Genomic DNA, 21,454 nt, shown 5'->3' with positions numbered 1-21,454 from the left:
GCGGTGGGACCCTTCGTCCCACCGCCGCGACCAGGTCGTGCACGTCGATCAGGCACGGTCCGCCGCAGTGGCCTCCGGCTCCCTGCGCGCCGCCGCCGTCGCGCAGGGCCCGCTCGCCGCCGCCCGGAGCACAGCCCGCACGCTCGCCCCCAGCACCGACTCGTCCCGCCCCACCGCCCACGCGACCGAGCCGTCGGCGCCGCGGTGCTCCAGGTAGGTCACGGCCCCCGCGTCGGCGCCCGAGGTGACCGACTGCTGCGTCAGCCCCAGCACCTCGACCGGCATGCCCAGCCCGGCGAGGACCAGGGTCAGCGCCTCGACCGGCCCCGCCGCGGAGACGGACCGCTCGACCCGCTCACCGTCCAGGGACAGGACGACGTCCAGGCGCTCGCGGTCGCCGTCCGCCTCGGGCTGCAACACCGACCAGGCGAGCGGGAGGACCTGGCGACCTCCGTCGTCGGGCAGGACGTACGCCGCCTCGAAGAGGCGCCACAGGTCCTCGGCCGTGACCTCTCCCCCGCTGCGGTCCACGTGCGCCTGGACCCGGCGCGCGAAGTCGATCTGGAGCCGCCGCGGCAGCTCCAGGCCGTACGCGGACTCGAGCAGGTACGCGATGCCGCCCTTGCCGGACTGGCTGTTGACGCGCACCACGGCGTCGTACGAGCGCCCGACGTCGGCAGGGTCCACGGGCAGGTACGGCACCTTCCAGGGAGCGTCCGCGGGGTCGACGCCCGCGGCGTGCGCGTCCGTGCGGTGCCGCGCGAACCCCTTGCGGATCGCGTCCTGGTGCGTCCCGGAGTAGGCCGTGTGCACGAGGTCGCCCGCGTAGGGGTGCCGCTCGTGCACACCGATGCCGTTGCAGTCCACGACCGTGCGACGGATCTCGTCGATGTCGGAGAAGTCGATCATGGGGTCCACGCCCTGCGCGTGCAGGTTGAGACCCAGGGTCACCAGGTCGACGTTGCCCGTGCGCTCGCCGTTGCCGAACAGGCAGCCCTCGACGCGCTGCGCGCCTGCCAGGACCGCCAGCTCCGCGCACGCCACGCCCGTGCCACGGTCGTTGTGGGGGTGGACGGACAGGATCACCGCGTCGCGCCGGTCGAGGTGACGGTGCATGTACTCGATCTGGTCGGCGTAGACGTTGGGGGTCGCGACCTCGACCGTCGCCGGGAGGTTGAGGATCACGGGCCGCTCCGTGGTGGCGTCCCACAGGGTCGTCATGCGCGCGCAGACCTCGAGCACGTAGTCGGGCTCGGTGAGGTTGAAGACCTCGGGCGAGAACTCGAAGCGGACGCGCGGATCGTCCCCCGCGTGCCTCAGGACCTCGGTGCCCGCGGCGGCGATCAGGTCCGAGAGCTCGGCACGTCCCTTGCCCAGCACGACGTCGCGCCAGGTCGGCGCGGTCGCGGTGTAGAGGTGCACCACGACGGGGTTGCGCAGGCCGCGGACCGACTCGAACGTCCGGGCGATCAGGTCCGCCCGCGCCGCGGTGAAGACCACGATCGTCACGTGCTCGGGCGCCAGGTCGGTCTCGGCGAGCAGACGGACGAAGTCGAAGTCGGTCTGCGAGGCGGACGGGTAGCCGACCTCGATCTCGGTGTATCCCATCGCGACGAGCAGCTCGAAGAAGCGACGCTTGCGCGCCGGGTCCATGGGCTCGGTCAGTGCCTGGTTGCCGTCGCGCAGGTCCACGGGCACCCACAGCGGTGCCACGGTGAGCCGGTTGCCGGGCCACCGGCGGTCCGTCAGCGGGACCGGCACGCGCGAGAACACGTCCTGGTAGCGGTGCGAGGGCATGCGCGAGGCGCGCTGGCGGTTCCACCCGGGCTGGCCGGGGGCCTGCGCACCGTCAGGGGTACGCAGCGTGGGGAAGGGGCTGGTGGTCATGGTCGTCTGGCTCCGGGGGCGGGCGCGCGGTGCGCGGCAGGCGGGGTCCGACCGGCGCACGGCAGACCCCCACGGCGGGGAGCCGGTCGGCTCAAGCCCCGCCGCGGCGACCAAGAAGGAGTGCGCTCCACGACATGTCCGGTACGCTAGCCGCGATCAAGTCCTCAGACAACCTGAGAGGTTGGCTCGCATGCCCACGCTCCGCCGGCTCCCCCTCGCCGACCAGGCGGCCGAGCTCATGCTCGACCACGTCCGCACCGGCACCTGGCCGCTCGACCACCGCCTCCCGGGAGAGCAGGCGCTCGCGGCCGAGCTCGGCGTCGGGCGCTCGACCGTGCGCGAGGCCATCCGCCAGCTCGCGGGCAAGGGCGTGCTCGAGAGCCGCCAGGGCTCGGGCGTCTACGTCGTCCGGGCCGAGGCGAGCGAGGACTGGGAGGAGGTCCTGCGGCGCGGCGAGGTCGTCGACGTGCTCGAGGTCCGCGGCGCCCTGGAGACCGAGGCCGCCCGGCTCGCCGCGACCCGCCGCACCCCGGCCGACCTCCGCGCCATGACCACGGCGCTCGCAGGTCGTGGGGAGGTCCCGACGACCGCGAGCGCCCAGGACTACGTGGACGCCGACCTCGTCTTCCACCGCGCGGTCGTCGACGCCGCGCACAACGCGGTCCTGACCGACCTGTTCGCCACGTTCCTCCCCCGCCTGCGCCGGGCGATGGTCGACATGATCGAGCTCGACGGCGCGGGCGAGCGCCACCGGCACGACCAGGACGCCCACGAGGCGATCCTCGACGCCGTCCGGGACCGCGACGCAGACCGCGCCGCCGCGACGAGCCGCCGACACCTCGACTCCGTCCACGCGAAGGTCCGTCCGTGAGCACTGACACCACCTCTCCCTTCTCCCCGACCAGGACCCCGCCCCAGGCTCGCGAGGACGCCCGGGTGCTGGACCTGCGCGACGTCGCGTTCGTCCGTGACGGGCGCACGATCCTCGAGCACGTGGACCTCACGGTCCGCGCGGGCGAGCACTGGGCGCTGATCGGCCCCAACGGTGCGGGCAAGAGCACGATCCTCAGCCTCTGCGGCGCGCGCAACCACCCCACATGCGGCGAGGTCGCGGTGCTGGGGCACGTGCTCGGGCGCGTCGACCTCCAGACCCTCCACCGCCGGATCGGGCACGTGGACCCGCGCCACCCGCTGCGCACCGCCCTGACGATCCAGGAGGTCGTCCTGACCGGGATCACCGGGACGATCGAGTGGCGCCAGCGCTGGGTCCCTACCCGGGCCGAGGTCGACAGGGCGCGTGCCCTCGTCGTGGACATGGGGCTCGGCGGCAAGGAGCACGAGCCGTGGACCACGCTGTCCCAGGGGGAGCGCGGACGGACGATCATCGCCCGGGCGCTCGTCGCCGACCCCGCGCTCCTGCTCCTCGACGAACCGAGCACAGGCCTCGACGTCGCCGCACGCGAGCAGCTCCTCGCGACGCTCGACGACGTGCGGATCGCTCACCCCGAGGTCGCCTCGGTGCTCGTGACCCACCACCTCGAAGAGCTGCCCACGTCCACGACCCACGCGCTGCTCCTCGCGCCGGGGCTCGTGTCGGCGTCCGGTCCGGCGGACGAGGTGCTGACCACGGAGGCCGTCTCGCGCTGCTTCGACCACCCCGTCCACGTCGAGCGACGCCATGGACGCTGGCGGGCCTCGGCGGGGCCGCCGACCACCTGAGGCGCGACGTCGTCGAGCGTGCAGCTCGGGCTGTCGTCGGGCGCTCTGGACAGCCCGAACTGCACACTCGGCGCGATCTCGACCACCGACCCGGGCCCCGCCACCTAGGCTGACCCCATGCGCGCGATCCAGGCACTCCAGGCAGGCGGCCCCGACGTCCTCGAGCTCGTCGAGCTCCCGACCCCCGTCCCCGGACCCGGCGAGCTCCTCGTCGACGTCGCGGCGGCCGGGGTCAACTTCATCGACACCTACCGGCGGGCCGGGGTGTACCCGATGGCGTACCCCCACGTGGTCGGGACCGAGGGCGCCGGCGTCGTCACCGCGGTCGGCCCGGGGGTGGCCGACTTCGAGCCCGGCGACCACGTGGCGTGGACCAACGCCTTCGGGTCGTACGCCGAGCAGGTGGTCGTCCCCGCGGACGTCGCGATCCCGGTCCCCGAGTCGGTCGACCTGCGTGTCGCGGCGGCCGTCGGCCTGCAGGGGCTCACGGCCCACTACCTCGTGACGTCGACCTACCCGGTCCAGCCCGGCGACGACGTCCTGCTGCACGCGGGCGCCGGCGGCGTCGGGCTGCTCGCGACCCAGCTCGCGGTGCGCCGCGGCGCGCGCGTCATCACGACCGTCTCGACCGAGGCCAAGGCCGAGCTGTCGCGCGCGGCCGGAGCCTCCGACGTCGTGAACTACGCCGAGCTCGACGACCTCACGACCGAGCTGCCCGCGATCGTGCGCGACCTCACGGGCGGGCGCGGCGTCGCGGTGGTCTACGACTCGGTCGGCAAGGACACGTTCGAGGCGTCCCTCGCATCGTTGCGCCGCCGCGGCATGCTCGTGCTGTTCGGCGGGTCCTCGGGCCAGGTGCCGCCGTTCGACCTGCAGCGCCTCAACAAGGGCGGGTCGCTGTTCACGACGCGCCCCAAGCTCGACGACTACACCGCGACGCGCTCCGAGCTCCTCGACCGGGCGAGCGAGGTGTACGCGCTCGTCGCGTCGGGCGACCTCGACGTGCGCGTGGGCGCGACGTTCCCGCTCGCGCGCGCCGCCGACGCACACCGCGCCCTGGAGGGGCGCGCGACGACCGGCAAGGTGCTGCTCGTCCCCGGCACCGGCCTCGACGGAGTCACCGGCGCCGACGCAACCACCGGCCCGACGACGGACCCCGCCCGGTGAGCTGGGACTGGGTCCCGCCACGGCCCGGCGAGGACGAGCCCACCCGCCGCTCCGACCGCCGCCTGCGCCTGGCGGTGACGGTCCTCGTGGTCGTCTTCACGGGCGTGCTCGCGGTGTACTACCTGACCGTCGGGCTCGACCAGATGCGCACGCAGTGCCTGGCCGACCGCCCCGCGGGCGTCTCGACCAGCGAGGTCACCACGACGTGGCGCTGGTGGCCGCCCGGGTACGACTGCGGGTACCCGGACGGCGACGCGCAGAGCGTCTAGCGAGTCCCGCGGCGGGAGGTCAGCCGTCGCCCCGGGTCGAGCCAGGTCCGGGGCGACGGCTCACTCCTCGGTGTGAGGTCAGCGCGCAGCGAGAGGTGGCGCCGGCCAGGTCGGCCGGGTCAGCCCCTGCTCGAAGAACAGGTACTCGTGCATCGAGGACAGCTCGAACGCGCGCAGCATGCGCTTGCGCTCCGCGGGCGAGGCCCAGCGCGCGGCCTCGTCGGCGAACGAGCACGCGGTGCGTGTCGCCTCGGCGAAGGCCGGGTCGCCGTAGAGCGAGATCCACCGTGCGTAGGGGTGACCGTCGAGGGCCCCTGCCTGGCGCACCAGGACGTCGCCGATGTGCGAGTAGAGCCAGTAGCACGGCAGCAGGGCCGCGACCGTCTCCGCGTAGGACCCGTTCGACGCCGCGTGGAGGTGGTTGGTGTAGGCGGCCGTCACGGGAGACGGGTCGACGTTCTCGACCGCCCCGCGGTCCATCCCGGCGTGCTCGCCCAACCAGTCGCGGTGCAGCGCCTGCTCGACCTCGAGCGACTCGACCGCGGCACCGGCGAAGAACTGCCGTGCCTCGGGCGTCGGTGCGAGCTGGCTGGCCCGCGACAGCACGCGCGAGTACTCGGCGAGGTACGCGGCGTCCTGCGCGAGGTAGAAGCCGAAGTCCCCCGCTGAGAGGCTCCCGTCCGCGAGCGCCCGCACGAACCCCATCCGCTCGACGGCCTCGCGCCAGCCCGCGATACGCTCCCAGGCCTCCTCCGAGAACACCCGCTGCCCGAGCGTGGGCAGGTGCGCCAGGTGGTCGACGGGTCCGCGGCCCGTGCCCACCGCGAGCGCTCCCCCGGCCTGCAGCGCGCCGGTCAGCCAGCTCTTGGCGTCGCGCGTCGCACTCTCCCAGCCGTCCCGCCGGGGTCGCAGCGCGGCGACCGCCGCCGACAGCGAGCACCCGGTCCCGTGGGTGTGCACGGTGTCGACGCGGGGCGCCGAGAAGGTCGTGACGTCGTCGGGCCCGCGAGCGCCCACCAGGGCGTCGGGTGACTCCTCCCCGGTGAGGTGACCGCCCTTCAGGAGCACGACGGCGCCGCTCGCCGCGTGCAGGCGCCTCGCCTGGGCGAGGGCGTCGGGCCACGTGGTCGCGGCGGGCTCGCCGACGAGGGCGGCGAGCTCGGGGAGGTTGGGGGTCACGAGGTCGGCGAGCGCGACCAGCTCGCGCACGGCCTGCTCGGCCCCCTCGTCGAGGAGGCGGTGGCCGCTCGTGGCGACCATGACGGGGTCGAGCACGACGAACGGCGGCTGCACGCGCCTCAGCCACGCGGCGATCGCGCGCGCGTTGGGCTCGTCGGCGACCATGCCGATCTTCACGGCGTCGATCACCACGTCGTCCGAGACCGCGTCGAGCTGCTCGGCCAGGAAGTCCGCGCCGGGGACGTGGACCGTACGGACGCCGTGCGTGTTCTGCGCGACCAGGGCGGTCGTGACCGCCATGCCGTACGCGCCGTGCGCCGCGAACGCCTTGAGGTCTGCCTGGATACCGGCTCCCCCGGTCGGGTCCGTGCCGGCGATCGACAGGACGCGGGGGCGGGAGGGCTCGGCCCCCCACGACGCGCCGTGCTCGTTCGCGGCCTGGGCGTCCGCCGCCGGCGTGCGGGCAGGTGCGGGCAGGACAGGTGTGGTGGCAGCAAGCGACATTGCCGACATCCCTTCGCTAGTGCTAGCTAGATCAGGTTCGACGGGTGTGATCTCAGCCCGGCTCGTGGGAGCGGGCACCCCGTGTCTTCGCAGGGAACTCTAGCGGGCGGACGGCACACCCGGGGGCCGCCGTTCGCCAGGCGGCACCAGCACCGGCGACCCGCCCGGCGCCCCGGTCAGGGGGACGCCGGGGTCCCGGTCGGCACCACACTGATCCGCGACGTCGCCACGTGCTCCTCGAGGCACGACACGACACGCTCCAGGTCGGCGCGGGTGGCGTCGGGGACCAGTCCGAACGACGTCCCGACCGGGGGCATGATCGCCGGGGTCAGGGCGAAGGCGACGGCAGGATCCGCCGCGCACTCCGCGTCCCCCTCGGACGGGCCCTCGACGTGGACGGACCACGGCCCCTCGGCGGGCACGGCGACCGGCCCGGCCGCGCCGAGCGCGGCACCGAGCGCGAGCGAGCCGCACGACACGACCAGGACCCCGACGAGCAGTGCGGAACGGCGGGACACGCAGGTCACCTCCGAGGTCGACGTCGACTGCGGGGACAGGCTGAGCCTCACCCTAGCCGAGCGGTGCGGCCGCTAGCCCGCGAACCGGTCCGTCGCCGCGACCAGCGCCTCCGGGAACCCCGGGCCCCCGTGCCCAGCGCCCTCGAGCACCACGAGCTCGCTCCCCGGCCACGCCTGGTGCAGGTGCCACGCGACGTCGAGCGGGCCCGACACGTCCTGACGCCCGTGCACCAGGACCGCCGGGACCCCGCCGAGCCCGCGCACCCCGGCCAGCAGGGCGCCGTCGGGCAGGAAGGCTGCGTGCGCCCAGTAGTGCGTCACCAGGCGCGCGAACCGCAGCCGGAAGGCGGGATCCTCGTAGCGGTCCCAGGGCTCGAACCCGTGCACGAGCGAGACGTGCACGTCCTCCCAGCGGCACCAGGCCGCCGCCGCGCGCTCACGCACCGCACTGTCCGAGGACGCGAGCAGACGGGCGTAGGCCGCCGCGAGGTTGCCGTCGCGCTCCGCCACCGGCACCTCGGCCACGAACCGGTCCCACTCCTCGGGGAAGAGGCGCCCCATGTCGCGCGTGATCCACTCGACCTCTCGGGCCGTGGTGCTCGTGACCGCGCCCAGGACCACCTCGGTGACGCGCTCGGGGTGTGCCACCGCGTACGCGAGCCCGAGCGTCGCACCCCACGAGGTCCCCAGGACCAGCCACGCGTCGATGCCCAGGTGCTCACGCAGCTGCTCGACGTCCGCGACCAGGTGGGCAGTGGTGTTGCTCGACAGGTCGACGTCGTCGCCGTTCGCGAGCGGCCGGCTCCGACCGCAGCCCCGCTGGTCGAGGAGGACCACGCGGTACCGCTCGGGGTCGAACGGCCGCGACGACCCGGGGGTGCACCCGGACCCCGGCCCACCGTGCAGGACGACCGCGGGCTTGCCGTCCGGGTTGCCCCGCGCCTCCCACCAGATCTCGTGGCCGTCGCCGACGTCGAGGAAGCCCTGGGCATGGGGTGGGGTCACGGCGTACATGTCCGGCAGCGTACCGAGCGCGAGCAGCGACCCCCTGTGATGCTGGGGGCACGAACAGCACCAGGAGGCAGCATGCGCATCACGACGGCCGACGTCCAGCGGATGACCACCGCGCTGTTCATCTCCGAGGGGCCGACGGCGCGGTCCCGGCAGGCCACGTTCTGGACCCTGCTGATCCTCGCGGCCGTCATCGCGTCGGCGGGCGTCGCGGCCGACAGCACGGCCACCGTGATCGGCGCCATGATCGTCGCTCCCCTCATGACACCCATCGTCGGGACGGCGCTCGCGATCGTCCTCAACGACCACCGGAACCTGACCTCGTCGGCGCTCCTCGTCGGCGCGGGCGCGGCCGGGGTGGTCGCGACCGGCTACCTCGTGGGCCTGTTCGTCCCGATCGAGATCGTCGCGGCGACCAACAGCCAGGTCGCAGGCCGTGTCACCCCGCAGCTCATCGACCTGCTCGCGGCGCTCGCGACCGGGGCCGTCGGGGCGTTCGCCCTGGTCCGCGCCGACGTGTCGGACGCGCTGCCCGGCGTCGCGATCGCGATCTCGCTCGTCCCGCCGCTCGCGGTCGTCGGCCTCACGCTCGAGTCGGGCGCCCCGGACCAGGCCCTGGGAGCTCTCCTGCTGTTCGCGACCAACGTCGCCGCGATCATCGCGACCGGCACGCTCGTCTTCCTGCTGTTCCAGGTCCGCACGGCCGCAGGCGAGGCAGAGAGGTACGTGGGGCCGCTGCGCGGCGCGAGCCTCGTGACGGTCGCGGCCGCGCTGCTCGTCGTGGCGGTACCGCTCAGCGCGATCAGCCAGCACGTCCTGCGGCAGAACGCCGACAAGATCGCCGCCGCACCCGTCGCCGAGGCGTGGGCCGAGCAGGAGCAGTGGACGATCACCGGGATCGCCTTCAGCGGGTCCGTCCTGAGGATCGAGGCGATCGGCCCTGCCCCCGAGGCCGACCCCGGCACCCTGCGCACGGCCCTCGACGAGGCGGGGCTCGCGGACGTCGACGTCGACGTCACGCTCGTCATCGGCGGGACGCGACGGCTGCCGGCGTCCGGATGACCGCGGTCGAGGCGAGGCTGTCGTCGCGGCGCCGCCGACGGCCGGGGCGGGCCTCCGGTTGAGCCGGGGCGTCCCACGGCGGATGCTGGGGGCGACCGTCCGGTCCAGCCACGAGGAGGTCGGCCATGCACCCGACGCACGACGTCTCGCCCCACGACACCGCACGCACCACGCTCACGTCCTCGCGAGCCCGACGCATCGTCCTCGCCACGGCCCTGGTCGTCGGGGCGCTCGCGCTCGCGGCCTGCGCCCCGGGTCCCAATCCCGACGTCGGCACGCCCACCGCGGACGGCAGCCCGGCCGGGTTCTGGCTCGGCCTGTGGCAGGGCATCATCGTGCCCGTGACCTTCGTGGTCTCGTTGTTCACCGACACGGTGAACATCTACGAGGTGCACAACAACGGGAACTGGTACGACTTCGGCTTCGTGCTCGGCCTGGGGCTGTTCGTGGGCGGCCCGTTCGGCGCCTCGCGGGGGCGCCGCAACCACTGACGGCCCGCCACCGACGATGAGTTCCGGCCCGGTCCCGAGTCTGCCCTCGTGACCGCAGGAGCGCGCCGTGCGTCCCTGCCCGAGCCCGCACGGAGGACACCATGACGACCCCGCCCGAGGACGCGACCACGCCCCTGTCCGGCCGGCCCCCCGTCGTCGACCTGGCCACCTGGGAAGCCACCCGGGACGAGCTCCTGGTCCGCGAGAAGGCGCACACGCACGAGGGCGACGCCATCGCGGCCGCCCGACGGCAGCTGCCCATGGTGAGGATCGACGGCACCGTGGAGGTCGTCGGTCCCGACGGCCCCGTCCCGTTCCTGGACCTCTTCGAGGGCCGCGACGAGCTCGTGATCTACCAGCACATGTGGCACGACGGCGCGCCGCACCAGGGGCAGTGCGAGGGCTGCACCTGGACGGCGTGGCACCTGAAGGACGCCGTGTACCTCAACGCGCGCGGCGTCTCGTTCGCCCTCGTGACGACCGGGGCGTGGGACGAGGTCGCCCCGTACGTCGAGTTCATGGGCTACACCCAGCCCTGGTACTCGGTGCGCGAGCTCGACGCGCCCGTCGGTGGCGAGATGGGGTACCTCTCGTGCTTCCTGCGCGACGGCGACGACGTGTTCCTCACCTACCGCACGACGGGCCGGGGCACCGAGCCGACCAACCCGGCGTTCGCCCTGCTCGACATGACGCCCTACGGCCGCGGCGAGGCCTGGGAGATCGACCCCGAGGGCTGGCCCGTGGGCCGGGACCCGGGCTGGTTCTGGCGGTCGGACGCGGACGGGGTCACTGGCTGGGGCGAGACCACGCGTCCCGTGCCGCAGTGGACCCGGCCGGGGGCCACCGCCGTGGAGACCCTCGGCCGGCACGGCCACCACCACTGACCGCAGGTCAGCACGGACGGGGTCAGCGCGCCGGGAGCGCTCCCGGCATGGGGTCGTCGTCGCCGAAGCGCGTCACGCGCAGCCGGCGCGCCTCGGGCCCCGGCACGGCCTCCGCGTCCGCGGACCCGGCCACGGCGGCGGCTCGCAGCGACGCGGGCGAGTCGTGCGTGACCCGGACGAAGGTCCCCGACCACGCGTCGAGGTCGCCGGCCGCGATCGCGACGATCATCTCGACCGTGCGCTCCACGGGGGTCCACTCGGTGCGCCCCACGTGCATGTCCATCGACGCGGTCAGGTCGGTCTGCACCACGCCGGGCGCGACCTCGAACGTCCGTAGCCCCCGGGCGTGGCCCGACAGGTGCAGGTTCGACCCGATGCGCAGCAGCGCGGTCTTGCTCGCGTTGTACGCGGTCGCGCCGTCCATGTCGTGCGACCCCGCACCCGAGTTCAGGTCGACGACCCGTCCCCCGCCCCGCGCGAGCATCCCGGGGACGAGCGCGCGCGCGAGCAGGAACGGCCCGCGCACGTTGGTCTCCATGACCGACCACCACTCGTCCCGATCGGCCTCCCACAGCGGGACCTCGGCGTCGATGCGCCCGGCGTTGTTGACCAGGAGATCGATCCCGCCCAGCTCCGCCTCGGCGCGCGCGACGGCCGCGTCCACGGCGGCAGGATCGCCCACGTCCGCGACCAGGCCCACGGAGCGGCGACCCAGCGCGCGGACCTGCGCGACGACGTCGTCCACGCGGGACGCGTCCCGACCCAGGACCGCGACGTCGAGCCCCGCACCGGCGAGCCCCAGCACGACAGCGCGGCCGATCCCACGCGCACCGCCCGTCACGAGGGCGGTGCGCGCGGGGGCCACGGTGGTGACGTCAGCCACGAAGCTCGGCTCCGACCTTCTCGTGCGCCGCGGCGACCGCCGCGGCACGCACGGCCGCGGAGTCCTCCGCGGTGAGCGTGCGGTCGGTGCCGCGCAGACGCAGCGAGAACGCGAGCGACTTCTTGCCCTCGCCGACCTGGGGGCCGGTGTAGACGTCGAACAGCGCGAGCTCCTCGAGCAGGTCGCCCGCCCCTTCCTCGATCGCGGCGCGCACGGCCGAGGCCGGCACGGAGGCGTCGACGACGAGCGCCAGGTCCTCCTTCGCGAGCGGGAACGACGAGACGGGCTCGGCCTGGACGGGCTGACCCGGGGTGGCGGCGATCAGCGCGTCGAGGTCGACCTCGAACGCGACGGTCCGCGCGGGCAGGCCGAGCGTCTCGAGCACCTTGGGGTGCAGCTCGCCGGCGTGCCCGACGACGGTCCCGTCCGCCAGCTCGAGCCTCGCCGTCCGGCCCGGGTGCCACGGCGCGTGGTCGTGGTCGGCGACCACGACCACCTGGGCTCCGACGCGCTCGGCCACGAGCCGGGCAGCGGCCAGGGCGTCGGTCCAGTCGGCCGCGCGACCTGCGCCCCACCAGCCCGAGGCCACGCGCTGACCGGTCAGGACGCCCGCGACCCGGCGGGGCTGCGGCGGCACCGCGGCCTGCAGGGTCTCGAGGTCCTGCTCGCTCGGGCGGACACCGCCCGGGAGCTGCGGGGCTGCCGGCGCACCGGCCACGGGGCGCGTCACGAGGCCGATCTCGAAGATCGCGAGATCCGCGTTCCCGCGCCCCACGTTGCGCCTGAGCGTGCCGAGCAGCGTCGTCAGCAGGTTCGTGCGCATCTCGGGGTGGTCGTCCGCGAGCGGGTTGACGAGCCGCAGCGCGCGGCGACGGTCGTCGTCCGCGGGCAGGCGCAGGTCGTCGTGCGACTGCGGGTTCACGAACGGGTAGCTGAGCGTCTCGACGAACCCGGCCTCCGCGAGGGCGCGCGCCACCGACCGACGCAGCCGCTGCGAGGTCGTCAGCCCGCGCCCCGCCGGGGCGGGCGGCAGGATCGACGGGATCTTGTCGTAGCCGACGAGGCGCGCGATCTCCTCGACGAGCTCTGCGGCACCGGTCAGGTCGGGCCGCCAGGTCGGCGGGGTGACCTCGAGGGTCGTGCCACCGTCGAGGTCACGGACCGTGCAGCCGATCTCGGCGAGCACGCCACGCACCTGCTCCGAGGTGTACGCGACGCCCACGAGGCGCTCGGCCTCGTGGATCGGGAACACGATCGGTGCGACAGGGGCGACCGTGTTGAGGTCGCTCACGGCGTCGTCCGCCGCACCGCCACCGAGCTCGACGAGCAGGTCGACGACGCGCTGGGCCGCGACGGGCGGCAGCGCCGGGTCGGCACCGCGCTCGAAGCGCTTGGCCGCTTCGGAGGGCAGCTTGTGACGGCGTGCCGAGCGGGCCACGGTGATCGGGTCGAAGTGCGCAGCCTCGACCAGGACGTCGGTCGTGGTCTCGCTGACCTCGCTCGAGGCACCACCCATGACGCCCGCGATCCCGAGCACGCGCGAGCCGCGCGCCCCCTCGGGCGAGTCGGTGATGAGCAGGTCTTCCACGTCGAGGCGACGGTCGACGTCGTCGAGCGTCGTGAGCCGTTCCCCCGGCGTCGCGCGACGCACGACGATCGGCCCGGCGACCTTGGCGAGGTCGTAGGCGTGCAGGGGCTGACCGAGGTCGAGCATGACGTAGTTCGTGATGTCGACCGCGAGCGAGATGGGACGCATGCCCGCCTGGGTCAGCCGGCGCTGCATCCACGCCGGGGTCGGCGCCTGCGGGTCGATGCCGCGCACGATCCGCGTGACGAACCGGTCGCAACCGGTCACGCCGTGGATCGGGGCGCCGTCCTCGACCTCGACCGGGAAGCCGTCGGGCGTCACACCGGGCAGGTCGCCCGTCGGGAGCCCGCGGTCCGTGAAGGCCGCACCTGTCGAGTGCGAGAACTCGCGGGCCACGCCGCGGTAGGAGAAGCAGTACCCGCGGTCCGGGGTGACGTTGATCTCGAGGACCTCGTCGCCAAGGCCCAGGAGCTCGAGCGCGTCCGTGCCAGGCGTCGTGTCGTAGCCCGTCTCCGGGGAGTACCCGTAGCGGTCGAGCACGATGATGCCGTCGTGGTCCTGCCCCAGACCCAGCTCCTTGGCCGAGCAGATCATGCCGTCCGAGACGTGGCCGTAGGTCTTGCGGCTCGCGATGGGGAACGGTCCGGGCAGCACGGCGCCGGGCAGCGCGACGACGACGCGGTCACCCGGGCCGAAGTTGTGCGCACCGCAGATGATGCCGCGCGGGGTCCCGCCCTCGGCGACGGGGACGCCGTCGACGTTGTGCGTCCCGACGTCGACCTGGCACCAGTTGATGACCTTGCCGTTCTTCTGCTCCTCGGGCTGGACCGAGACGACCTGGCCCACGACGAGCGGACCGGTGACGGAGGACCCGTGGATCGCCTCCTCCTCCAGGCCCACCTTCACGAGCGCGGCGGCCAGCGTCTCGGCCGTCAGGCCTTCCGGCAGCTCGACGTGCTCGCCGAGCCAGTCGATGACGATGTTCGGCATCAGATCCCCATTCCGAACTGGGTCGAGAAGCGGACGTCGCCCTCGACCATGTCGTGCATGTCAGCAATTCCGTGGCGCAGCATGAGCGTGCGCTCGATGCCCATGCCGAACGCGAAGCCCGAGTAGACCTCGGGGTCGATCCCGGCGGAGCGCAGGACGTTCGGGTTGACCATGCCGCAGCCCCCCCACTCGATCCAGCCGGCCCCGCCCTTCTTCTGGGGGAACCACAGGTCCATCTCGGCGCTGGGCTCGGTGAAGGGGAAGAACGAGGGGCGCAGGCGCGTGCGGGCCTCCGGACCGAACATCGCCTTGGCGAAGTGGTCGAGCGTCCCGAGCAGGTGCGCCATGGTCAGGCCCTTGTCGACCGCGAGGCCCTCGACCTGGTGGAAGACGGGCGTGTGCGTCGCGTCGAGCTCGTCGGTACGGAACACCTTGCCGGGGCACGCGATGTACACGGGCAGCTCGCGCTCGAGGAGCGTGCGGGCCTGCACGGGCGACGTGTGCGTGCGCAGCACGAGGTTCGACGGCTCGCCGGGATCGGCGTCGGGTCCCGTGGGGGCCTGGAGGAAGAACGTGTCCTGCATCTGCCGGGCCGGGTGGTCCGGACCGAAGTTGAGCGCGTCGAAGTTGAACCACTCGGCCTCGATCTCCGGGCCCTCTGCGATCTCCCAGCCCATGGCCGTGAAGAAGTCGGCGGCGCGCTCCTGGAGCGTCTCGAGCGGGTGACGGGCACCGGCAGGCGCGCGGTCGACGGGGAGCGTCACGTCGACCGACTCCTCGACCAGGACGCGCTCGTCGCGCTCGGCCTCCAGGACCTGGGTGCGCGCGGCGAGCGCCTGGTTGAGGCGGCCACGGATCGGGCCGAGGAGCTTGCCCGCGGCGGCCTTGTCGGCGGGCGCGAGCTGGCCGATCTGGCGGTTCGCGAGCGCGAGGGCGCTGCGGTCGCCGGTGTGCTCGAGGCGCACCGCCTTGAGCTCGTCGAGGTCGCGGGCGGCCTCGACGGCGGCGAGGGCCTCGGTGAGGACGGCCTCGAGCGCGGGGCCGTCGAGCGGCGAGGGCGCGGCGGGCTGGACCGGATCAGGGGTGGACATGCGTGCCTTCCTGGCGGGATCGGGATCGGACGCGCAGAGGTCTCCTCGCGCGTCCAACTGAAGATTCTAGAGCGCCCGCCGGGGCACGACCGGTCGATCAGAGGACACCGTGCGGTGTCCTGTGGTCGACGTGCGCAGCGTCAGCCGCGCGGCCCTCGAGCGGGCCACGTAAATCGGCGATCATCGCGCTGCATGTCCTCATGGTCCCACATCGCCGTATCGCGGGCGTGGAGACGCCCGGGCGTCCCGGGCAGACCACCCGGCAGGTCGAGCGGTCGAATCAGCGGTGCTCGCCGAGACCGAACGTCCGCACGACCTCGTACAACGGGCCGCCGCTGCGCCCCGCCCCCGGGGTCGACTCGACGAGGCAGAGCTCGTCCGCGGTGAACCGCGGCCCCTCGTAGACGGCCAGGGCGTGGGCGAGCTCGCCCAGCCCTGGGCCGGTGGGCTGCGGGTCGGTCCGGCGACGGCCGGTCCTGCGCGGGCCGGAGGCGCGCGCCACGGTCAGGTGGGCGCGCTGGCGGGGCCGGCGGTCGAGCCGCAGCCCGACGTCGGACGCCGCCTCCGAGGTCGCGGCGCTCAGGCGTCGCAGGGCCTCCGCGTCGCCGCCCACGCCCGCGAACAGGATGCGGTCCTCGAACGTCCCGGCACCACGCAGGTGCAGCGACAGCGGTTCCGTGTCCCGGGCGACCTCGTCGAGGGCCCCGGCCAGGTCGTCCGAAGCCCCCTCGGCCACCTCGCCGAAGAAGGCGACCGTGAGGTGCATGAGGTCGCGGGGGGTCCAGCGCAGCGAGGGCCGCCCGTCGTCGAGGGCGACCGCACCGAGGGCGGAGAGCGCGAGTCCCAGGTGGTCGAGCGCCTCGTCGGAGGGGTACAGGGCGGCGAACAGCCGCGCCGACCGTCCCCTCACAGGGCCCCGTCTGCGTCGCCGACGGTGGTGGTCGGAACGGACGTACCGACGCGCGGGCGGTGCGCGCGGCTCGACGCGTACAGGCAGACCGTGGCGGCCGTCGCCAGGTTGAGCGACTCGGCCTGGCCCCGGATCGGGACGCTCACGACCGCGTCGGCGAGCTCGCGGTCCTCGGGCGGCAGGCCCCAGGCCTCGTTGCCGAAGATCCAGGCGGTCGGCCGCACGAGGTCCGGTGTCTCGGCGGGTGCGCTCCCGGCGACGTCGAGCAGGTCGTCGAGGTCGTGGTCCCCCGCGCCGTCGGCGGCCAGGACCGCCAGCCCGGCGGTGCGCAGCGCATCGACCGTCTCGGCGAGGCTCACGCCCGTCACCACGGGGAGGTGGAACAACGAGCCCGCCGTGGAGCGCACGACCTTGGGGTTGTGCACGTCGACGCTCTCGCCCGCGAGGACGACCAGGTCTGCGCCCGCGGCGTCAGCAGCACGGATCACCGTGCCCGCGTTGCCGGGGTCGCGGACGGTCGCGAGGACAGCGACGAGCCGCGGCGAGGCGGAGACCGCGTCGTCGAGCGTGAGGACCTGGGTCCGGACGACCGCGAGGATCCCCTGGGCGTCGGAGCTCATGGCCTCGAACGCGTCGGGTGTCGTGAGGTGCACGTGCAGGCCCTCGGCGAGCGCGTCGTCGACGATCTCGGCGTAGCGGTCGGCGGCCGACGACGTCACGTACACGTCACGGACGAGGCGCGCGCCGTGCCGGACGGCCTCACGCACCCCCTGCGGTCCCTCGACGAGGAACTGCTGGTGGCGCGAACGCGCCGGACGCCCGGACAGTGCCCGTACCGCCTTGACCCGGTCGCTCCGAGGGTTCGAGACCTCGGGAACACGACGGAAGAACGGTACGGGGCGACCTGAGGACAGATCGTTCACTGTGCGGGCGTCCGGTGAGAAGAGTCGCTGCTCGATGATCAGGCAGCAGCCTTCGGGGCGTTCACGTCGGCAGGCAGAGCGTCCTTCGCAGCCTGGACGAGCGCGTTGAAGACCGTGACGTCGTTGACCGCGAGGTCAGCGAGGACGCGACGGTCGACCTCGATGCCAGCAGCCTTGAGGCCCTGGATGAGGCGGTTGTACGTCAGGCCCTGCGCGCGGGACGCAGCGTTGATGCGCTGGATCCACAGACGACGGAAGTCGCCCTTGCGCGCCTTGCGGTCGCGGTAGGAGTAGACGAGGGAGTGGGTGACCTGCTCCTTCGCCTTCCGGTAGAGACGCGAACGCTGGCCGCGGTAACCCGCAGCGCGCTCGAGAGTTGTACGGCGCTTCTTCTGGGCGTTGACCGCCCGCTTCACGCGTGCCACGTGATGCTCCTTGCAGTTCGGGGCTCAGGTAGGGACTCAGCGGTGGCCAGCACCAGGGGCACGACCACCAGGCAGATCACTTACCGAGCAGCTTCTTGATCTTCTTGACGTCAGCGGGGGCGACGACCTGGTCAGCAGACAGGCGACGCGTGCGGGTGCTCGACTTGTGCTCGAGCAGGTGGCGCTTGTTGGCCTGCTCGCGCATGACCTTGCCGCTGCCGGTGATGCGGAACCGCTTCTTGGCGCCGGAGTGCGTCTTGTTCTTCGGCATGGCTGCCGTTTCTCCTTTGTCTGGTCGAGATCCCGGGAGGGACCCGACGTGTTCGGGCCGTGGCCGGTGGGCCTGGCTCGGTGTCAGTTGGTCAGCTGGGCTTGCCGCCGGGCTTCGGCTTGGCCGCGCTCGGCTTGGGCGCTGCCGGCCGGGGGGCCGGAGGCTTGGGCAGTGCGGCCGGCTTGGGCACCGCGACGGGCTTGGGAGCCGTCGCAGGCTTGGGCGTGGCCGCGGGTGCTGCGGGAGCAGCGGCCTTGGGCGCGGCCTTCGGGGCAGACGCACGGGGTGCGGCCTTGGGAGCGGCGGCCTTGGGTGCTGCTGCCGGAGCAGCGGCGGGGGCCGGCGCGGGCTCGGGAGCGGCAGCAGCCTTGGCCGCGGCAGCGGCCTCGGCCGACGCGACGAGCTCGGCAGCCTCGGCGACCTGCACCTCGAAGGGCACGTCGCCGCCGTCCGCGGGCTCCTCGGAGACCTCGACCGGAGCGGACTTGGCGGCCGACTTCGTCGGGCGGGGCTCGGCCTCCTGAGCGCGCTTGCGCTGCTCGCTCTTGGCCTCGGCCTTCTTCTTGACCGGGCCGAGCACCATGACCATGTTGCGCCCGTCCTGCTTGGGCATGCTCTCGATGAAACCGAGCTCGGCGACGTCGTCGGCGAGGCGCTGCAGGAGGCGGACACCCATCTCCGGGCGCGACTGCTCACGGCCACGGAACATGATCATGACCTTGACCTTGTCGCCCGCAGCGAGGAAGCGCTCGACGTGGCCCTTCTTGGTGCCGTAGTCGTGCGGGTCGATCTTCAGACGGAAACGGATCTCCTTGAGGACCGTGTTCGCCTGGTTCCGGCGAGCCTCACGGGCCTTCATGTCCGACTCGTACTTGAACTTGCCGTAGTCCATGAGCTTGCACACCGGCGGGCGTGCGTCGGGGGCGACCTCCACCAGGTCGAGGTCAGCGTCCTGGGCAAGGCTCAGGGCGACCTCAATGCGGACGACGCCGACCTGCTCCCCACCTGGGCCGACAAGTCGGACCTCGGGGACACGGATCCGATCGTTGATGCGAGGCTCGCTGATGTGATGCTCCTAGGAAGTCGTCGGTAGACCACCAGGAACGGGAAAGGCCCCCGTCCCAGAGCGCAGGGAGGAGGCCATCGATCGGGTCGTCGCGGGTGCGACGAACACACCGTCGCGCCACCGTGAAGAACGGCGACGCTCCGGACCGAGACCCGGCCTCTGTCGTGACGATCGTCAGCAGTTGAAGCTCAGGTGGGATGGAATCCACTTTGCGCACCCGCAGCTCGCTCTCCGAAGCACCTTCTGGAGCCTCGACGAGAACCTACGGGTCGGTCAGCCACCAAGAATAGCACGCACGTCCGGGGAGCCCTCACGCCGCCCGGGGCAGGTGCCAGAGACCGCGGTCGACGCACCCTGGGCGACACGGCACATCGTCCCAGCACCCACCGGCCCGTTCACCGACACGCCACACACTGGACATCCTCCATCATTGGAACTCTTCCAGAGAATGTGGGTAGAGTGACGACGTGCCCACCGAGAAGACGATCCGCCCCGCGGACCACGAGACCGAGCTCCGCGACAGCGGGCTCCGGGTGACCGCCGCCCGCCTCGCGGTCCTCGACGTGGTCACCCGGCAGCAGCACGCCGACGCGGACGACGTGCTGCGGGCGACGCGCGAGGTCCTCGGCTCGGTGTCCGTCCAGGCCGTCTACGACGTCCTGAACGCCCTCACCGAGCACGGCCTCCTGCGCCGCATCGAACCCGCGGGCCACCCGGCCCGCTACGAGCGACGCCTGGGCGACAACCACCACCACGTGGTGTGCCGCTCGTGCGGGGCAGTCGCTGACATCGACTGCGCGGTCGGGCACGCGCCGTGCCTGACCCCGAGCGGGAACAACGGCTTCACGATCGACACCGCCGAGGTCACGTACTGGGGCCTGTGTCCCGACTGCGCGGACTGACACCGGTCCACCGTGCACCGGGCGCGTCCCGGCCCGCCCCTTTTCACCCCCTCACCGCTCCCCGGAGCACCTGTCCCTACCGCCCCCTACCCAGATACAGGCCCCAGGGCCCACAGCGCCCTCACCTGAAGGAGAAGACGATGACGAACACCCCCTTCACCACGACCCAGACGGGCACCCCCGTCCCGAGCGACGCCCACTCGCTGACCGCGGGCGCGGACGGCGCGACGGCGCTCCACGACCGCTACCTGGTCGAGAAGCTCGCGCAGTTCAACCGCGAGCGCATCCCGGAGCGCATCGTGCACGCCAAGGGCGGTGGCGCGTTCGGTGAGTTCGTCGTCACGGAGGACGTCTCGGCATACACCCGCGCTGCCGTGTTCCAGCCGGGCGCACGCACCGAGACGCTGCAGCGCTTCTCGAGCGTCGCTGGCGAGCAGGGCTCCCCCGACACCTGGCGCGACGTGCGCGGGTTCTCGGTGAAGTTCTACACGACCGAGGGCAACTACGACATCGTCGGCAACAACACCCCCGTCTTCTTCATCCGCGACGGCATCAAGTTCCCGGACTTCATCCACTCGCAGAAGCGCCTGCCGGGCTCGGGCCTGCGCGACGCCGACATGCAGTGGGACTTCTGGACGCTGTCCCCCGAGTCCGCGCACCAGGTCACGTACCTCATGGGCGACCGCGGTCTGCCCCGGTCGTGGCGCGAGATGCCGGGCTTCGGCTCGCACACCTACCAGTGGATCAACGGCGCGGGCGAGCGCTTCTGGGTCAAGTACCACTTCACGTCGAACCAGGGCAACGTCGAGATGGATGGCTCGGAGGCCGAGCTCATCGCGGGCGCCGACGCCGACCACTACCGCCGCGACCTGTACGAGGCCATCGAGGCCGGCGACTTCCCGTCGTGGGACGTGCACGTCCAGGTCATGCCGTACGAGGACGCCAAGACGTACCGCTTCAACCCGTTCGACCTGACGAAGGTCTGGCCGCACGCGGACTACCCGCTCATCAAGGTCGGGACGCACACGCTCAACCGCAACCCGCAGAACTTCTTCGCGGAGATCGAGCAGGCGGCGTTCTCGCCCGCGAACACGGTCCCGGGCATCGACATCAGCCCCGACAAGATGCTCATGGCCCGCGTGTTCTCCTACCCGGACGCTCAGCGCTACCGCGTGGGCACCAACTACAACCAGATCCCGGTCAACGCGCCGCACGCCGCGCCGGTGCACAACTACTCGCAGGACGGCGCGCAGCGTCACGGTTTCAACGCGCCCACGACGCCGGTCTACGCCCCCAACAGCCTGGGCGGCCCCGTGGCCGACGAGGCACGTGCGGGCGTCGGGTCCTGGGAGTCGGACGGTGAGCTGACGCGCGCCGCGGCGACGCTGCATGCCGAGGACGACGACTTCGGCCAGGCCGGCACGCTCTACCGCGAGGTCTTCGACGACGCGGCCAGGGCACGCTTCCTCGAGACCATCACGGGGGCCGTCGGCGGCGTGCAGAGCATCGCGATCCGCGAGCGTGCGATCCAGTACTGGACCAACGTCGACGCGACCCTGGGCGCTGCTCTGCGCAGCGCCCTCGAGGTCGCCCCGCTCGCGGCCGACGAGCCCGGCGTCACGTCGGAGCCCGCGCACTCCTGACGCCCGCGCCGCTGCCCGGCGCGACGTCGTCGGGCAGGAGGGTGCCGTCGTCGTAGCCCGGAGGCCGGGTC

Annotated in this window: 21 protein-coding genes and 1 riboswitch; of the genes, 9 read left to right on the top strand and 12 right to left on the bottom strand. The window is 73.1% G+C overall.

What is annotated here, in order from left to right; all coding sequences use genetic code 11:
- Positions 1-48: 48 nt before the first annotated feature.
- The gene (locus ACFRCR_RS06935; protein WP_377676284.1) at positions 49-1,887 is read right to left on the bottom strand and encodes a 2-isopropylmalate synthase; all 1,839 of its coding nucleotides are present in this window, start codon (positions 1,885-1,887) and stop codon (positions 49-51) included.
- Between the two features lie 190 nt (positions 1,888-2,077).
- Here ACFRCR_RS06935 and ACFRCR_RS06930 point away from each other — a divergent pair, with 190 nt between their 5' ends.
- From ACFRCR_RS06930 to ACFRCR_RS06915, 4 genes are all read left to right on the top strand, one after another.
- Positions 2,078-2,758, top strand: coding sequence for a FadR/GntR family transcriptional regulator (locus ACFRCR_RS06930; protein WP_377676283.1), 681 nt, complete (start codon positions 2,078-2,080; stop codon positions 2,756-2,758).
- On the top strand, positions 2,755-3,606 hold the full coding sequence (locus ACFRCR_RS06925; protein WP_377676282.1) for an ABC transporter ATP-binding protein: 852 nt from the start codon (positions 2,755-2,757) through the stop codon (positions 3,604-3,606). Before ACFRCR_RS06930 ends, ACFRCR_RS06925 begins: the two co-directional genes overlap by 4 nt.
- A 117-nt stretch (positions 3,607-3,723) precedes the next feature.
- Positions 3,724-4,773 carry a quinone oxidoreductase family protein gene (locus ACFRCR_RS06920; protein WP_377676281.1) on the top strand — a complete coding sequence of 350 codons (1,050 nt, stop codon included), beginning with the start codon at positions 3,724-3,726 and terminating at the stop codon, positions 4,771-4,773.
- On the top strand, positions 4,770-5,042 hold the full coding sequence (locus tag ACFRCR_RS06915; RefSeq protein WP_377676280.1) for a hypothetical protein: 273 nt from the start codon (positions 4,770-4,772) through the stop codon (positions 5,040-5,042). Before ACFRCR_RS06920 ends, ACFRCR_RS06915 begins: the two co-directional genes overlap by 4 nt.
- Before the next feature lie 78 nt (positions 5,043-5,120).
- On the opposite strand, the gene thiD is transcribed toward ACFRCR_RS06915, so the two are convergent.
- The 3 genes from thiD to pip form a co-directional block, all read right to left on the bottom strand.
- Entirely contained in the window at positions 5,121-6,725 is a 1,605-nt protein-coding gene (gene thiD / locus ACFRCR_RS06910) for a bifunctional hydroxymethylpyrimidine kinase/phosphomethylpyrimidine kinase (protein WP_377676279.1), read from the bottom strand.
- Positions 6,717-6,817: riboswitch (TPP riboswitch) on the bottom strand. (Overlaps the previous gene by 9 nt.)
- A gap of 84 nt (positions 6,818-6,901) precedes the next feature.
- Positions 6,902-7,243 carry a hypothetical protein gene (locus ACFRCR_RS06905; protein WP_377676278.1) on the bottom strand — a complete coding sequence of 114 codons (342 nt, stop codon included), beginning with the start codon at positions 7,241-7,243 and terminating at the stop codon, positions 6,902-6,904.
- Between the two features lie 72 nt (positions 7,244-7,315).
- Positions 7,316-8,257: a prolyl aminopeptidase gene (pip, locus tag ACFRCR_RS06900; protein ID WP_377676277.1), complete on the bottom strand. Its 942-nt coding sequence runs from the start codon at positions 8,255-8,257 to the stop codon at positions 7,316-7,318.
- A 72-nt stretch (positions 8,258-8,329) separates the two neighbouring features.
- Between pip and ACFRCR_RS06895 the strand changes: the two genes are divergently transcribed.
- The 3 genes from ACFRCR_RS06895 (at position 8,330) to ACFRCR_RS06885 (ending at position 10,691) form a co-directional block, all read left to right on the top strand.
- Positions 8,330-9,316 (top strand): DUF389 domain-containing protein, encoded by a 987-nt coding sequence (locus ACFRCR_RS06895; RefSeq protein WP_377676276.1) that lies wholly within the window; start codon positions 8,330-8,332, stop codon positions 9,314-9,316.
- Positions 9,317-9,441: 125 nt separating this feature from the next.
- Positions 9,442-9,807 (top strand): hypothetical protein, encoded by a 366-nt coding sequence (locus ACFRCR_RS06890; protein WP_377676275.1) that lies wholly within the window; start codon positions 9,442-9,444, stop codon positions 9,805-9,807.
- Between the two features lie 101 nt (positions 9,808-9,908).
- Positions 9,909-10,691: a DUF899 family protein gene (locus tag ACFRCR_RS06885; RefSeq protein ID WP_377676274.1), complete on the top strand. Its 783-nt coding sequence runs from the start codon at positions 9,909-9,911 to the stop codon at positions 10,689-10,691.
- 22 nt (positions 10,692-10,713) lie between these two features.
- Here ACFRCR_RS06885 and ACFRCR_RS06880 read toward each other — a convergent pair whose 3' ends face one another.
- The 8 genes from ACFRCR_RS06880 to infC all read right to left on the bottom strand — a co-directional run bounded on the left by ACFRCR_RS06880 (position 10,714) and on the right by infC (position 18,811).
- Positions 10,714-11,574, bottom strand: coding sequence for an SDR family NAD(P)-dependent oxidoreductase (locus ACFRCR_RS06880; protein ID WP_377676273.1), 861 nt, complete (start codon positions 11,572-11,574; stop codon positions 10,714-10,716).
- Positions 11,567-14,152: a phenylalanine--tRNA ligase subunit beta gene (gene pheT, locus ACFRCR_RS06875; protein ID WP_377676272.1), complete on the bottom strand. Its 2,586-nt coding sequence runs from the start codon at positions 14,150-14,152 to the stop codon at positions 11,567-11,569. The genes ACFRCR_RS06880 and pheT overlap by 8 nt, the downstream gene beginning before the upstream one ends.
- Complete coding sequence (pheS, locus tag ACFRCR_RS06870) at positions 14,152-15,243, bottom strand: phenylalanine--tRNA ligase subunit alpha (protein ID WP_377676271.1); 1,092 nt, start codon at positions 15,241-15,243, stop codon at positions 14,152-14,154. Before pheS ends, pheT begins: the two co-directional genes overlap by 1 nt.
- Before the next feature lie 280 nt (positions 15,244-15,523).
- Entirely contained in the window at positions 15,524-16,153 is a 630-nt protein-coding gene (gene thpR, locus ACFRCR_RS06865; RefSeq protein WP_377676270.1) for an RNA 2',3'-cyclic phosphodiesterase, read from the bottom strand.
- A complete protein-coding gene (locus tag ACFRCR_RS06860; protein WP_377676269.1) occupies positions 16,150-17,076 on the bottom strand; it encodes a TrmH family RNA methyltransferase in 927 nt (308 codons plus the stop codon). The genes thpR and ACFRCR_RS06860 overlap by 4 nt, the downstream gene beginning before the upstream one ends.
- Positions 17,077-17,114: 38 nt before the next feature.
- On the bottom strand, positions 17,115-17,501 hold the full coding sequence (rplT, locus tag ACFRCR_RS06855; protein WP_030150471.1) for a 50S ribosomal protein L20: 387 nt from the start codon (positions 17,499-17,501) through the stop codon (positions 17,115-17,117).
- Positions 17,502-17,577: 76 nt separating this feature from the next.
- On the bottom strand, positions 17,578-17,772 hold the full coding sequence (rpmI, locus tag ACFRCR_RS06850; RefSeq protein ID WP_030150472.1) for a 50S ribosomal protein L35: 195 nt from the start codon (positions 17,770-17,772) through the stop codon (positions 17,578-17,580).
- A 91-nt stretch (positions 17,773-17,863) separates the two neighbouring features.
- Positions 17,864-18,811, bottom strand: coding sequence for a translation initiation factor IF-3 (gene infC / locus ACFRCR_RS06845; protein ID WP_377676285.1), 948 nt, complete (start codon positions 18,809-18,811; stop codon positions 17,864-17,866).
- Between the two features lie 494 nt (positions 18,812-19,305).
- On the opposite strand from infC, the gene ACFRCR_RS06840 reads away from it, so the two are divergent.
- A complete protein-coding gene (locus ACFRCR_RS06840; protein WP_377676268.1) occupies positions 19,306-19,740 on the top strand; it encodes a Fur family transcriptional regulator in 435 nt (144 codons plus the stop codon).
- Between the two features lie 140 nt (positions 19,741-19,880).
- The gene (locus ACFRCR_RS06835; RefSeq protein ID WP_377676267.1) at positions 19,881-21,383 is read left to right on the top strand and encodes a catalase; all 1,503 of its coding nucleotides are present in this window, start codon (positions 19,881-19,883) and stop codon (positions 21,381-21,383) included.
- Positions 21,384-21,454 lie beyond the last annotated feature (71 nt).

Source organism: Oerskovia sp. NPDC056781, from assembly GCF_042789955.1.
Taxonomy (GTDB): domain Bacteria; phylum Actinomycetota; class Actinomycetes; order Actinomycetales; family Cellulomonadaceae; genus Oerskovia; species Oerskovia rustica.
This window is presented reverse-complemented; position numbering and strand designations above follow the sequence as displayed.